The organism is Formosa algae (genome assembly GCF_001439665.1).
In the GTDB taxonomy this organism is placed as follows: domain Bacteria; phylum Bacteroidota; class Bacteroidia; order Flavobacteriales; family Flavobacteriaceae; genus Formosa; species Formosa algae.
This window is the reverse complement of the sequence record NZ_LMAK01000045.1, coordinates 63,162-78,588: the sequence shown is the minus strand read 5'-3', so window position 1 is coordinate 78,588 and position 15,427 is coordinate 63,162. Positions and strand designations below refer to the sequence as shown.

The 15,427-nt window shown below is 34.3% G+C and carries 12 protein-coding genes; 6 read left to right on the top strand and 6 right to left on the bottom strand.

Features of this window, described 5'->3' with window-relative positions; translation table 11 throughout:
* Positions 1-58: 58 nt before the first annotated feature.
* Positions 59-988 carry an EamA family transporter gene (locus tag AST99_RS11730; RefSeq protein ID WP_057782023.1) on the top strand — a complete coding sequence of 310 codons (930 nt, stop codon included), beginning with the start codon at positions 59-61 and terminating at the stop codon, positions 986-988.
* Positions 989-1,010: 22 nt separating this feature from the next.
* Here the strand turns inward: AST99_RS11730 and AST99_RS11725 are convergent, their stop codons facing one another.
* Both AST99_RS11725 and AST99_RS11720 read right to left on the bottom strand, forming a co-directional pair.
* Positions 1,011-1,682, bottom strand: a complete 672-nt coding sequence (locus AST99_RS11725) for a LytR/AlgR family response regulator transcription factor (RefSeq protein ID WP_057782022.1) — start codon at positions 1,680-1,682, stop codon at positions 1,011-1,013.
* A complete protein-coding gene (locus tag AST99_RS11720; protein WP_057782021.1) occupies positions 1,675-2,712 on the bottom strand; it encodes a sensor histidine kinase in 1,038 nt (345 codons plus the stop codon). The genes AST99_RS11725 and AST99_RS11720 overlap by 8 nt, the downstream gene beginning before the upstream one ends.
* Positions 2,713-3,236: 524 nt before the next feature.
* Here AST99_RS11720 and AST99_RS11715 point away from each other — a divergent pair.
* From AST99_RS11715 to AST99_RS11705, 3 genes are all read left to right on the top strand, one after another.
* Positions 3,237-4,577 (top strand): DEAD/DEAH box helicase, encoded by a 1,341-nt coding sequence (locus tag AST99_RS11715; protein WP_057782106.1) that lies wholly within the window; start codon positions 3,237-3,239, stop codon positions 4,575-4,577.
* Between the two features lie 5 nt (positions 4,578-4,582).
* Positions 4,583-5,896 carry a DEAD/DEAH box helicase gene (locus AST99_RS11710; RefSeq protein WP_057782020.1) on the top strand — a complete coding sequence of 438 codons (1,314 nt, stop codon included), beginning with the start codon at positions 4,583-4,585 and terminating at the stop codon, positions 5,894-5,896.
* Between the two features lie 119 nt (positions 5,897-6,015).
* Positions 6,016-6,462, top strand: coding sequence for a KTSC domain-containing protein (locus AST99_RS11705; protein ID WP_057782019.1), 447 nt, complete (start codon positions 6,016-6,018; stop codon positions 6,460-6,462).
* Between the two features lie 350 nt (positions 6,463-6,812).
* Here AST99_RS11705 and manD read toward each other — a convergent pair whose 3' ends face one another.
* From manD to AST99_RS11685, 4 genes are all read right to left on the bottom strand, one after another.
* A complete protein-coding gene (gene manD, locus AST99_RS11700) occupies positions 6,813-8,030 on the bottom strand; it encodes a D-mannonate dehydratase ManD (RefSeq protein WP_057782018.1) in 1,218 nt (405 codons plus the stop codon).
* Positions 8,031-8,257: 227 nt separating this feature from the next.
* A complete protein-coding gene (locus tag AST99_RS11695) occupies positions 8,258-9,094 on the bottom strand; it encodes a hypothetical protein (protein WP_057782017.1) in 837 nt (278 codons plus the stop codon).
* A gap of 2 nt (positions 9,095-9,096) precedes the next feature.
* A complete protein-coding gene (locus AST99_RS11690) occupies positions 9,097-10,854 on the bottom strand; it encodes a sodium:solute symporter family transporter (protein ID WP_198151510.1) in 1,758 nt (585 codons plus the stop codon).
* A gap of 8 nt (positions 10,855-10,862) precedes the next feature.
* Positions 10,863-12,002 (bottom strand): Gfo/Idh/MocA family protein, encoded by a 1,140-nt coding sequence (locus AST99_RS11685; protein ID WP_057782016.1) that lies wholly within the window; start codon positions 12,000-12,002, stop codon positions 10,863-10,865.
* Between the two features lie 341 nt (positions 12,003-12,343).
* On the opposite strand from AST99_RS11685, the gene AST99_RS11680 reads away from it, so the two are divergent.
* Together AST99_RS11680 and AST99_RS11675 are read left to right on the top strand one after the other, a co-directional pair.
* On the top strand, positions 12,344-13,840 hold the full coding sequence (locus tag AST99_RS11680; RefSeq protein WP_232301618.1) for a BCCT family transporter: 1,497 nt from the start codon (positions 12,344-12,346) through the stop codon (positions 13,838-13,840).
* A 252-nt stretch (positions 13,841-14,092) separates the two neighbouring features.
* Positions 14,093-15,424, top strand: coding sequence for a TolC family protein (locus AST99_RS11675; protein ID WP_057782015.1), 1,332 nt, complete (start codon positions 14,093-14,095; stop codon positions 15,422-15,424).
* Positions 15,425-15,427 lie beyond the last annotated feature (3 nt).

Genomic DNA, 15,427 nt, shown 5'->3' with positions numbered 1-15,427 from the left:
AGTTTTATTGCTTAATATTGTTTACTTTCTATTTTTATAATATCAAGTTTTTTATACTATGAGTAAACCTCGCAAAGGCATTTTAATTATTCTTTCGTTTTTCGCCATTTATGTGATTTGGGGATCGACCTATTTAATGAATAAAATTGTAGTGACTGAAGTTGCTCCGTTTTTATTAGCGGCCATTCGTTTTTTATGTGCGGGTACTTTAATTATGATTATAGCTAAGGTTTTAAAATTACCCATACGTATTACGAAAGCGCAGTTTTTTAATTGTATAATCGCTGGATTTTTATTTTTGTTTTATGGAAATGGGATTTTTGTATGGGCGTTAAAGTATGTAGATAGTGGTTTTGCGGCTTTAATAGTGGCCACACAACCTTTATTTGTGATTTTTTTAATGCGCATACTTCAAGGAAAAAAAATACAACCAAAATCGTTAATGGGTGTGGGGCTTGGATTAATAGGGATGTACTTGCTAATTAGTCAGGATACTTTAGTCTTAACTAAAGAAAGCACGATTGGCATAGCCGTTATTTTTTCTTGTGTTTTAGGAATTAGTTTTGCTAGTATTTTTGTGTCTAGAGCCAATTTACCGTCTCACTTTTTTGTTAGTACAGGCTATCAAATGTTAACAGCAGGAACACTTTTGCTTTTTGGAAGTTTAGCTTTAGGAGAAACTTGGACCAGTCCGTTAGTCTGGAGTTCGAGGGCGCAAATTGCAATGGTTTTACTTATTTTATTTGGAAGCATTGTCGCTTTTACAGCTTTCAACTTTCTATTAAAAGAAGTGTCTACAGAAAAAGTAGCAACTTCGGCTTATGTTAATCCCGTTATTGCACTATTGTTGGGGTGGTATGTGTTAGACGAAAATATAAGCACACAATCTCTAATTGCAGCAGGTGTATTGTTAACCGGTGTATATTTTATTAATTCTAAGAAAAAGATTGTGATCTTTTCACGATTTAAAAAGAATTTGAAACAATAAGATGTTTTGAACTTCGTTTGACTTAAAACAACTCTGATTTAACGGTGTTGTAATACGAATCGCTAACGGGTATAATAATCTCATTTAAAAGTAAATCGCGACCTTTTAAACCCGTTACTTTGGCTTTGTTTACAATATAAGACCGATGAACTCTTAAAAACATGGAAGTTGGCAAGGTTTTTTCTAAAGATTTTAGAGTTTGATAACTCATAATTTTTCGTCCGTTAAGATAAAACACTACATATTCGCTATCACTTTCTATATAATCTATGTCTTCTAACTTTATTTTATGTAAATCGTAACCCGATTTAATGGTGATGTATTCTGTTTTAGACACTTCAGTATGTGTTACTTTTAGTTTGCTTACTGCTTTTAAAAAACGCTCGAAGGTGATGGGTTTCAATAAATAATCTAATGCATCAAGTTCAAAGCCTTGAATGGCATAATCAGAATAGGCTGTAGTAAAAATCACTTTAGTTTCAGCAGGAATCATTTTTGCGAAATCTGTTCCTTTTAAATCTGGCATTTGTATGTCTAAAAATATAACATCTATAGCTTGCTCTTTCAAAGTCACCATAGCATCTAACGGACTCTCATAACTGCCATGTAATTCTAAAAAATCAAGTTTTTTTACATAACTTTCTAGTAAAGCTCTTGCTAATTCTTCGTCGTCAATGATTAAGCACTTAAACATATTGTTCTAGTTTTAAAGACACACTAAAAGTATTATTTACTGTGGTTATTTTTAAATCGTGTGTGTTCGGATATAATATAGCCAAACGTTTTTTTACATTTTCTAAACCAATTCCGCCCATAGCATCTTTGTTTATAGGTGCTTCAGGGATACTATTCTCTACTTTGAAAAGTATACTTTGTGGTGTGGTTTCAATATAAATGGTTATAAATGTATCTTTTATTTTTTCAATATTCGAATGTTTAAAGGCATTTTCTACAAACGGAATTAAAAGCATAGGTGATAACATAATATTTGGGTTAGTCACATTAAATTGTGTACTAATGGGATATGTTTTGCTACTTTTTAATCTGAATAATTTAATGTAATTATCGATATAATCCATCTCTTTTTGAAGCGAAACTAATGGTTGCTCACACTCGTACAACACATAGCGTAGCATATCTGATAAATAACTAATACTTTTTTGCGTTTTTTCTGTATCTATACCAGATAACGCATAAATGTTGTTTAATGCGTTAAATAAGAAATGCGGATTAATTTGAGATTTTAATAACTTAAGTTCTGTATTTAAAGTTTGCGCTTTACTTTTAATTAAGGCTTCTTCATTTTTTTGATTGTAATACACCACTTCAATAACGGTAGCAAGAATATAAGACAACACAATAAGCAAACTTTGTGTAAGAAATTCTGAAGGCGGCTTATGCATATCTCTCGGATTTATGCCTTCAGGACGCATACCACGAGGATGTGGCAAAGGCTCCATAATTTGTGGCATAAAATACGATGCCGCTAATGTCATTAATATCAAAATTATTACTGACAAGCCTATAAAAATCATATATTTTTTGGTGAATAAATATTTTGGAGCGGCAAAGAAAATAAGAAATAATATTACTATAATCTGTGCGATAAAAGCAGAAGTGTTCTCTAATAGAAAACGCGTAGCCCAAAATTGTCCAGACCATAAAATAAGCCAAATGGTGAGTAATAGCCCGATCTGAGCACTAAAGCGTTTAAATTTATTCATTGTTAATTTCGTCTCTTTAAAACTTCAATTTAACCACTAAAAATGTCCTTAATGTGGTTGCGTATACAAATTAAAGTATTTTAAAATGAATAGAAGTCTAATATTGGGGCGTTTACAACAGTAAAACAAACACTTTACCTAATAGTGTCACCCATTCACTTAAAAGGTTGTGGCAATCATTGAAAACTATAAAATACTATTATAGTTATGCTGATATTCGTAATCTAAACGCAATTAAAAATAGATTCAAATTAGTCAAACTATTTTTTTTAAGACATGAACTTTATACCCTCCCTAAGGATAAAGTCCAGCTAATAGCAAATTTAAGGCTTGTTTAACCCTATAAACAGGCCTTTTTAGTACGCAAAATTCTCATTATAGAATCAAAGTTATTTTTAAGACTTAAATTAAATTCACAATATAATTTTACTTTTACATATTCTGAAAACCTGTTCGAAATGGAATAAATGCCAATAGAGTGTATTCCCGAGAAAAGTGTCATTATCTTTGCCGAAAATTACATTATGTCAAAATCCTTTTCTGAATTAGGAATACAACAAACTTTATTACAGAGTTTAGCCAATTTAAAGATTACTGTACCTACAGATATTCAAACCAAAACCATTCCATTAATTTTAAATGAAACTAAAGATGTTGTTGCTTTAGCGAAAACAGGAACAGGTAAAACAGCCGCTTTCGGACTGCCTTTATTACAATTAATAGACACTAATAATTCTAATATTCAAGCGCTAGTTTTAGCTCCAACGCGCGAATTAGGCCAACAAATATTTGCTAATCTAACAGATTTAGTAGCTCATAATCCCGAGATTTCTATCGCTTCTATATGTGGCGGTATACCTATAAAACCTCAAATAGAGCGTTTAAAAACACCTACACAAATTGTTATTGCAACACCAGGACGTTTAGTCGATTTGGTAAAGCGTAATGCTATTGACATTAAACAATTGACGTATTTTGTGTTAGATGAAGCCGATGAAATGGTAAGTGCATTTAAAGAAGATTTAGATTTTATTATCAAAGAAATTCCGAAAACGCGACGTACGCTTTTGTTTACTGCAACTATGCCAGGAACTATAAAGCAACTCATCCAAAACTATATGTCTAAACATGTGGTTCAGGTAGAAGCGGATATGGAAACGGTTGGACATCAGGGGATCGATCATCAATATATTGTTGTAGAACCTATAGAGAAATTAGAGGTTTTACTACACTTCTTAAAGTCAAAAGAAGGTCAGCGTGGTATTATTTTCTGTAAAACAAAAGCCGCAGTAAATAAATTAGCAAAGAATTTAGCAATTAATAAATTTTCTTCTGGCGCCATTCATGGAAGTTTAACGCAAGGGATTCGTGATCGTATTATGGGACAATTCCGTGAAGGGTATATCGATTTGTTAGTTGCCACCGATTTAGCGGCACGTGGAATTGATGTAAAAGATGTTGCCTTTGTTGTAAATTATCATTTACCTGATACCTATGATGCCTATGTGCACCGAAGCGGACGTACAGCTAGAGCAGGAGCAAAGGGGCTATCGTTAACCATATTACAGGAAGAAGAAGTCCAAGATGTAGCCGATTTCGAGAATGAATTGGGGATTAGCTTTTCGGAATTAAAGAAAGCCGATGCAGAAAGCATAGAAGAAAACAATGCACTGATTTGGGCAAATAAGATATTTAAAACAAAACCCAATCGCGATGTTTCTGAAACCTTCAGAAATAAAATACATACCACATTTCATCACTTAACAAAAGACGAATTGGTCGATAAAATTTTGGCACAGTATTTACTTCAAAATACGTCGGCAAATCAAAAATCGGAACCGTCTAAAAAGAAAAAAAATAAATAGTTGCAATGGCAAACATATTAAAAGAACAACAAGATATTTTAAACAAATTAAATATCAAAGCGTTAAACCCGATGCAGGAAGATGCGCTTTTAGCTATTGAAAATGCAACAAACACCATTATACTTTCGCCAACAGGAACGGGGAAAACATTAGCTTTTTTATTGCCTATTATAAAAATGCTAGATCCCGAAGTAGACGAGATTCAAGCATTAATTGTGGTGCCAACACGCGAATTGGCAATTCAGATAGAACAAGTGGTTCGCGAAATGGGCACCGGATTTAAAGTCAATGCCGTTTATGGCGGACGCCCAATGTCTAAGGATAAAATAGAACTAAAACATAATCCGGCCATTCTTATTGGAACGCCTGGACGTATTTTAGATCATTTTAGTGCGAATCGTTTTTCAAGAGATTCAATTTTATATCTTATTTTAGACGAATTCGATAAATCATTAGAACAAGGTTTTGAAGAAGAAATGCGTGGCATCTTAACGCAATTACCAAACATCGAAAAACGGGTGTTAACCTCAGCAACACAAGGAGTTAAAATTCCGAATTTCGTAAATCTACATCAACCAGTTATTATTGATTTTTTAGATGCTAAAGTACCTTCAAAATTAGTCATTAAAACTGTGGTGTCTCCAACGCCAGATAAAGAACAAACGCTTATAGATTTATTGTTGCATATCGGACATAAACAAGGTATTGTATTCTGTAATTTAAGAGATAGTATAGAAAATGTAAGTGAAGCGCTAAGGAAAAAACGGATTAGTCATTCTTGCTTTTCAGGAGGTATGGAACAAAAAGATCGCGAACGGGCTTTAATTACGTTTAGAAACGGAACCAGTCAAGTATTATTGGCAACCGACTTAGCCGCTCGTGGTATAGATATCCCTGAACTTAATTTTATTATTCATTATGAATTGCCGTACGCTGTAGAAGAATTTACACATAGAAACGGACGAACAGCACGTGTAAACGCAAAAGGGACAGCCTATATTTTAAAAGGGAGTAACGAGCAATTACCTGAATTTATTGAGAAAGATAAGGCGATAGATATTTCTAAAAAAGTACCGTTTAAACCCCAGTTTTGGGAGACTTTATTCATCTCGGGTGGACGAAAAGATAAAATTTCGAAAGGAGATATTGCAGGGTTGTTTTTTAAACAAGGTGGATTAAATAAAGATCAGTTGGGAGCTATTGAGCTAAAACAAGATTGTGCTTTTGTTGCGGTGCCTAAAAGTATGGCAGACAACTTGGTTTCAACCTTAAATAATTCACGCTTAAAAAAGAAAAAAGTGCGTATTTACGTATTGTAAATTTAATTTGCAGCTAACGATTTGGTAACGTGTTGATTTATAGTTGTTTTTTATTTTGAAAAGATGATGTTTACTATAAAATTAAGATGTACTTTCGCCGCTTCAAAAAATAATTGAATATGAAACGCATAACGGAATACAGAAAACTTTTCGAAGTTGATAAAGATGCCGATTTAAAGACTTTAAAGAAACAGTATCGCAATCTTGCAAAGGAATGGCATCCAGATAAATTTCAAGCTGGAGATCCGTTAGTGGAAGAAGCTGAAGCTAAAACACGTAAAATTACAGATGGTTACCATTTTCTAGTGAGCATTGCTCCTGAAACTAGAGAAGCAAATAAAGACACTTACAATGAAACTATTAATTCTGGTGTAGCCGATTTTCAGTGGAACAGTTTAGTTTTAGAAATTACATTTGTAGATGGTTCGACTTACGAATACTTCGGGGTTACAAAACCAATCTATATTAAAATGATTAATAGTGATAAAGTGAGTCGTTTTGCGAAGCGTAACATCTTTCCAAAATACATTTATAGAAAATCAAAACGTACAGTTGAAACGGCATAATTAGTCCGTTTTAAGAATGTTATTTAAAATATAATAAAGCACGAATCTCAATTGAGGTTCGTGCTTTTTTCATAGGGTAATTTGAGTGATTTATGTTATTGATCGCCTGTGATAGGTTATAAAATATTCGATATACTTAACGTGTTTTAGCATATCACAACTAGTCCAACTATTTAGTTTATGAGATATAGATAAAGCAAGCCAAGCCTATACTAAATTTAGTGTAAACCATCAGGCATGTTATATTACGATAATAGGATGTTTGAACGGAGTCGGAAGCTTTTTAAACAGCCACATTAAGTAAGAGGTCAAACTTAAAGGCTATTTATCCTATTTTCACTAACAACTATCTACCAATTCCACAGTGTGCCGTCTTTTAAACGACTCACAGGTAAATAAGAGCGTTTATATGGAAATTGAGAAGCCGCTTCTTCGTCAAATTCCACTCCTAATCCTGGCTTATTATTCACAAGTAAATGGCCGTTTTCAAATGTCATGGGATGTTTAAAAACACGATTTAATGCTTCGCCTCCAAATCCGATAAATTCTTGTATACCAAAGTTTGGTGTCCATGAATTTAAATGCGCATGAGCGGCATGTCCGATAGGAGAAATATCTGGCGGACCGTGAGGTGCCGTTCTCACATGGTACAGTGAGGCAAAATCGGTCATACGTCTCATAGGTGTTATCCCTCCGGAATGTGTGGCTGCTGTTCGCAAATAATCTATCCACTGATTTTCTATCAATTCCTTGGCATCCCAAATAGAATTAAAAATTTCACCAACCGCAAGTGGCGTCGTGGTATGTTCGCGCACATATTTATAACCGCTTTGGTTTTCTGCGGTAACGCTATCTTCTAAAAATAAAAGATTATAAGGTTCCAGAATTTTACCTAATCGCGCGGCTTCTATAGGTGTTAAACGGCTATGTGTATCGTGTAATAAATCGACACTATTACCATATTTTTCTCGCGCTTTCTTAAATAATTCTGGCACGAAGTCTAAATAGGCTTTGGTGTCCCAAAGTTGCTCCGGCGGTAAAGGTCTGTCGCTTTGTAATTCAAAATAATCCTTTTTACCGGCTAATGTTCCGTAAGTGCCTTCCAAACCAGGAATCGCACATTGTAATCTTACCGCAGTAAAACCTTCAGAAATGAGTTGGTCTAAATGATGCAAAGTATCATCAATATCTTGACCATTTGCATGACCATACACTCTAATTTTTTCACGGCTTTTTCCGCCTAATAATTCATAAACAGGTAAACCTGCTACTTTTCCTTTAATATCCCATAGTGCCATATCTATGCCCGCAATAGCAGTCATGGTAATAGGGCCACGTCTCCAATAACAGCCTTTGTATAAATATTGCCAGATATCTTCAATTTTATGCGGATCTCTACCGATTAGGCAGGGCTTTATATGTTCCTCTAAATAGGCAACAACTGCCAGTTCTCGACCATTTAAAGTAGCATCTCCCAAACCAAAAACACCTTCGTCTGTTTCTATTTTAACAGTAACGAAATTACGTCCAGGATTACTGACAAATATTTTTATATCAACTATTTTCATGAGTATAATTTTTTTAGAGTATCATAATTGGCTTATGATGTAGTTTGATTTTTTATTCATTTTAAACGTTTAGTCAGACTGAATTTAGTTGAGTGCCACATTGGTAATGGTGTAAATTTTAACAGTCACGAGATGCTGAAACACATTCAGCATGACGTTTGAAAACGTATTGTGAATTAAACATAAATCAATCACTACAAATATAACTTTCACGTATTTAAATTTTATTATTTTTCTAATGTTTTGTTGATGGTTTCGCTAATAACAGCATAGTCTGTAGATTCTATGAAACCAATGGAAAAGGTTTGTACGGTATCTAGAAACTTATCTTTATGTTGTCTTCCAAAGCCAAGAACCGTCATATCTGGTCTGCTCACATAATTATCGGGATGTTCATCATTTTCATGATGTAAAAGATAGAGAATGCGGGTTGCCTGTTTATCTCCAAAAGCCATCCATTCAGGTTCTGGTAAATCTCCTAAGAAGGGTTCTTCTATGGGGTGTTTTTTTGTATCTGCAGAAGCGTACCAAAAATCGGTAGTATCCATAGTCCCATTCGGAACACCTTCATATTGCACCCAATAGTGACACCCTTTACTAATTTTGGTCATCGTGAAATCGCAACGTTCTGGATAAAAATCCCATTGACCTTCCCATTGTTTATTTTCAGACGTAAATGTAATTCGAATATGTGACGCTTGTTCATTATCTGCCATAGCATGAGAAGGCTCCGTTCCTGAATTCATGGCATGAAAATAATCGCCATCTTGCTTATGTATAGCATTTGGAAACCCTCTATATTCTCCTTTATGTCCAGATCCTTTTTTATTATGAAATCCGATCCAATCTACGCCGTCTTTATCTATCATACTCGATAATCCACCTCCAGATTTATCTAAATAATATGTGGCCAAAGCTGTTGTAATGATATAAGATTCTGCACCACCAGCCGATTCGTCAGGTCCTGAAGTCAGTTGCACTGTAGTGCCCGTATTTTGAGCAAAAAGATGCAACGACATCAAAAGCCATATTAACAAGTTCCATGTTTTAAGGTTGAGCGTCATATCTAAGTTATTTTTGAACTTCGTTTTAATACATAACCTATACCTGAAATGATGAGAGCACAACATACAAAAATGAGTTTTCCCCATAACGGATTAGGAATTAGTATCATTAGAAAAATACCAGCTCCCATAATCATGACCATCGTACCCAACTTATTTCGTTGTTGTTGATCAAATTTATCTTGATCGTCTGCAGCAATAACAGGGGTTTCGAACAATCTGAAAAATTCCTTAGTTTCTACTTTATTATCATCTTTAGCTTTTTTATAAAAAAGTGATGTTAAACAGAAAAAACCTCCCGTAATAAATACGTGTGCACCTAGCGTGAGAATCAGATTCATATCTGTGGCTTCTCGTGCTGTAAATTCAGGGATTCCTATCCAATTGGCAAATACGTTAGGTGTGATGATGTAAGTCATTAACCACGATATAAATAAACCAAGTATTACAGTTGCCCAAGGCGCCCATTTTGGTGTTTTCTTTATGAATAGACCAAGGAGAAGCGGAATTAATAAAGGCACTTGTATCATAGCTGAAAGCGACATCATTAAATCGAAAAGACTGTGTTCCTTAAGCGATTTAAAGAATAGGGCCATAGCGATGACTAAAATCCCACTGATAAAACTTAAAATCATACTCAGTCGTAATAGTTTTTTATCGTCTACTTCTTTTCCTCTTTTTCTTAGAAAAGGTTGATATATACTACGAACCAATATTCCCGTGTTTTTGTTTAAGGCTGAATCCATAGAAGACATAGTCGCTGCAAATAATCCAGCGAGTAATAAACCTACAGTACCAACCGGCATTACATTCCGCGTAAATATAAGGTAAATGGCATCTCCAGCTTTGCTTCCAAATTCAGGGTAAGCAGAAGCGGCTTCGGGATACAAAATGGCAGAAGCCCAAGGTGGAATGAACCAAATTATACTTCCTAATCCCATAAGAATCATAGCTAATAAAGATGCTTTTTTCGCATTTTTTGAATCTTTAGCGTTTAAAAAACGAAACGCATCATGCATGTTCATGATGGTAATTAATTGCTTGGCTAAAAAGAACACAAAGGTTCCCACTAATATGAGTCCGTAATTCATATCTGGACCCATTATAAAATCTGAAGGATATTTAGACACCAATGCTACTGGTCCGCCTACTTTTACCAAGGCCACTACAGCGCAGGCAATAGAAATAACAGCAACCACTAAGGTTTGCATAAAGTCTGATGCGACAACACCCCATGCTCCCGATAATACGGAAACGAAAACCACTGTTAATCCCGTAACGATTATTGTTGTACCAATATCCGCATCAAAAACAGCACTTGTAAATACACCAAGTGCATTAAGCCAAATACCAGCATTTATTAACGTAAAAACAACTAGTGCGTAAGAGAAAAACGTTTCATTTTGTACACCAAAACGACCTTTTATCGCTTCGGTGGGTGTATCAACTCGCATTTGCCGAAAGCGTTGGGCAAAATAGGCCCAACCACAGAAGTAAGCAAAGGTGTTTGCTAAAAAGACTAAGCAAACGGTAAATCCATCGGTAAACGCTTTTCCTGCGGCCCCTGTAAAGGTCCACGCTGAAAATTGCATCATAAAGGCAGTAGAACCCACCATCCACCAAAGCATTTTTCCTCCGCCACGAAAGTAATCACTGGTGGACTTACTAGCCATATTTTTAAAGGTAAACCCAATTCCGATAATGAGCAAAAAGTACCCAGCAATAACCAAGTACTCGTAAGTCATAGCATTATGTTCCATAGGTTATTTTATTGAAGTTGGCTTACATCTGTCCAGTTATTATTTTTTCGAATTAAATCGATAAGTTGTTGATATAAACTTCCTTCTTTAAAGGATTGGTAGGCTTTGAAATCTTCACCTTTAATATCTCTTGTAAACTCTCTAGCTAAATATTGCCAATTGCGTTCTGTATCGCCTTCAATTTTAGGTTGGTCGTCTATTATCGCTTGTGGTAACGGCAATTCTTTCCAGGTTTTATCTTCATCCCAAATATAAAGGGGGCCCATACCATAATGCCCTTTAATATAAATCGCACCTTTTGTACCATAGAATACAATATGGTCTTCGTTAAATCTGGGGTTTAATCCACCATGTTTGAATAATACAGAAACCGGTTGTGTTGCCAACTCACTTTCTAATTTAGCAAGTACAGTATACGACCATTCTACATTACTGTTTCCCCATTTTAAGTTGGGGTCGTTTAAATCTTTTGGAATATGATCTCTTCTGGTTTTAAAATTATGTACACCTTCTACAATAGGTGCTTTTCCTAAATCGTCTCGGACTTCACCAATTAACGACAGAATGTTTTCACCAATCACAGAAGTTGCAATAGACATCATGTGCGTGAAATTATTATTTAAGCGTCCGCCACCATCTTCTTTTCTATGTGACCACCCGAAAGGAATATCACGTTCTAAATTGAAATGAGATATAAATTCAGCTTCAGTAGGTTGGCCAATAAGACCTTCTGCTACTAATTGCTTTGCATGTATAATACAAGGCATATAACGGAAACTGGAAGCGAAAGCCGTTTTTACATGTTTTGCTTTGGCTAACTCATATAGTTTTTTTGCTAAATCACCATCTACAGTTAAAGGTTTGTCGCTAAACACATGACAACCAAATTCTATTGCTTGGGTAATGGCATCGTAATGTGCACCTCCAGGTGTGGCAATTGACACAATATCTGGCTGACAATCTTTGAGGGCTTGTTGCCAATCTGTACCGAAGTAGGGGATGTTCATTTTCTTTGCGACGTCTTCTACAATACTTGGTGTTCTTCCAACAATACCGACGACTTCGGCACCTACAGCACGAAAGGCATCTGTATGACCTTGTCCAGCGAATCCTGTTCCAGAGACTAAAACTTTTAATGTATTATTCATATGAGTAGTTAATGTTTGTTATCAAATTAACTTCTAGAAGTTAAAAAATTAATGGTTTGAAAATATTTAGATATTAAAAGTGTTAATTTAATAAAAAACAATCTGGTAAACCAATTTTATAGGTTAACATTCCAAATGATTTTCGGTTAATTAACTAGACTATAAGAAGTCGCTATAGTAGAACTAAAATCAAATCTATTTTTATTCATATAAAATTCGTAATAAGTAAACAAATGGAGTCTCAAATCAGTAATCTTTTTGATTACTCATAATTTAACCAATTTGATTCGAATTTTGGATATGAAAACAATTGCCTATTTTTAGTAAAAAAACAATCGAGTTTGATCTTAAAGTCTATACAAAAACATGCCGTTTTATTCGCTTCCATTGGAATAATATTCATCTGTACATTAACCGTTTTTTTTGCCACAACATCTAGTTATAATGCTATTGAGCAAGCCTCTTTGTGGGTTAGAAATTACTTTGGATATTTTTATTTATATCTGGGGTTAGGCTGTGTGCTTTTATTATTAGCAGTAGCGATGTCGCCTCTTGGCAGAATTAAATTAGGCACACCAGATGTTAAACCCGAACATTCCCTTTGGGCGTGGACGGCAATGCTGTATAGTGCAGGTATGGGATCTGGTATTTTATTACGTGCGGTGCAGGAACCTGTGTTTATGCAACAACATCCGCCATATGCTTCTTCTTTAAGTGCAGATGTATTAGCTTTAGAATTTACCTTTTATCAATGGGGATTAACCGCTTGGGCGTTTTACGGATTGTTTGCCATGATTGTAGGGTACGCCTTATTTGTAAAACAAAAACATGTACGTGTAAGCGCCACTATTGAAGACCACGTTAAAAGTAAAACCCTTAAAAACACTGTTGATGTTGTGACAATAATAACGACTGTTTTCGGACTTATAGCAGCTATTGGTTTAGGAACAACGCAAATTAATGGCGGATTAAACCATGTATTCCACACTCAATTCGGGGTGTTAACAACCCTAGCATTATGTGTGCTTATTTGTACTATAGCTTGTTATTCGGCTTGGCAAGGTGTCAATAAAGGTATAAAATTATTTTCTAAACTCAATATCATTCTCACGCTTTTAATTTTATTATTTATATTTATTAGCAGTGATATGTTACATATTTTAAAACTATTCGCTGTAAGCACAGTTCATTATGTGTTAGATTTCATTCCGATGAGTTTAGCTTTAGGCGACTATAATCCAGGTATAGATTTTTTAACCGGATGGACGTTTTATTATTGGGCATTTTGGTTGGCTTGGGCGCCTTTTACAGGAATTTTTATAGCTCGCATTTCTAAAGGCCGAACCTTACGCCAGTTACTTTTGGGTGTGTTAATTATACCGTCTTTAGGAACATTCTTCTGGTTTTCGGTTTTTGGTTCTTCCGCATTTCAGCTAATAGAAAATTGGGGTGTATATAATAACGAGTTTGGAAATGTCTTTTCTTCCATATTTGTGTTTTTTCAAAACTATCCGTTGGCCACAGTATTAAATATCACTACCATTTTATTACTCATTAGTTTTTTAGTCACGTCTGTAGATTCTGCCGTTTTTGTACTGAGTATGTTTACAGATAATGGCTCTAAAAATCCGAACAAAAAACACCGTTTTATTTGGTCTGTATTTATATTACTCGCCACAATGTCTTTAGTTTTATTAGGTAATGTTAATGCTGATGTAGATGTTTTGGACGCCGTACAAAAACTACTTATAATTACATCTTTACCCTTTGCACTATTTATATTAGTCATGATAGTAGCCTTTTTAAAAGACTGTATTCAAACGAAAACACCTTTATAAAATTCAATTTAAAAGTGTTAAAATAGATAGATCTTAACGTCTTGTTCTATGTGTGTTTTTTAGTGAAATAATTAGAAATCATTGTTTTAAAACGGGTTTCATGTGCTATAATTTATATGTGAAATTTTTAAAAATTTTCATCGATAAAACCATCGGTTTGGTATAGTCAAAAGGCGTAAACTTCTATTCCGTTCTATATACTAAGTGTAAAGCATCAATTTTGAACTGTAAATCAATAACACATTCAAAATAATGAAAATAGTCTTACAAATACTATGCTTTTTTAGTGTGCTAGTGGCATCGGGTCAAACAAACGATTCTATTAATACACCTAAAATATGGTCTCTAGAAGATTGTATAAATTATGCCATAGCTAATAACATTACGGTTAAAGATGCCGATTTAGTAAAAAATATTGCTGAAGTCGATTACGATAAAACAAAGTCTTCTAGATTACCTAATTTATTTGGGAGTGCATCTGAAAGTTTTTCAAATGGAAATACAGTAGACCCTATTACAAGCGATTATGTTACCGATCAGATTTACTCCACAAATTTGGGAATTTCTAGTGCTATGACGCTTTATCAAGGCAGTCAGATTTCAAATCAAATCAAACAAAGTAAATTACTTGTAGATCAGAATTCATTCTTAGTTGAAGAAGCGAAAAACGATATCATCATCAGTATTTTAGAAAATTATCTTCAGTTATTATATTCTAAGGAAGGGATTACCATAGCAGAAAATAATTTAAAAGCCTCTGAAACAGAAGTGGCTCGCGCAAAAGCACGATTAGAAGCAGGTTCAATTGCGTTAAATGATTATACCGAAGCACAATCGCAGGCTGCTACAAATAAATATGCTGTAATTACAGCTAAAAACGATTACCAACAATACATCATTGCGCTTAAACAGTTATTAGAATTAACTCCTGAAGACACCTTAGAAGTAGAGGTTATTGACGATAATATTCAGTTGATAAACTTAGAAATGGACAAGATGAATATTTACCATAAAGCCTTAAATATCTTGCCAGAAATGAGTGCAAGCGATTTGGATATTGCTATAAACGAAAAGGAATTAGATGTTGCTAAAGGCGCTTATTTACCAACCTTATCTTTAGTAGGAAGTGTGGGATCTGGATATACTAGTATTTCTAATATCGATTTTACAAGACAGTTAGATATTAACTTTAATCAGAGTATTGGTTTAAGTTTATCAGTGCCAATTTTTAATAGAAATATTACGAAATCGGCTGTAAAAACAGCAGAGTTAAATATTGAACGCTCTCAAATACAAAAACAATCTACAGAGAAAGAGATTTATAAAAAGGTAGAAACTGCTTATCAGAATGCCTTATCGGCTCAAGAGCAAATCATAGCTGCAGAAGCCTCTCAAGAAGCCGCTTTACAATCTTATAATTTAGCTAAAATTAAATATGAACTGGGTGAGCTAAGTACAACAGATTTAATTATAAATCAGAACACTTATACAGCTGCGCAACAAAATTATATTCAAGCCAAATACTTAAACATTTTATATCACCAATTACTTCAATTTTATCAAGGAAACGACATTAAACTATAAACA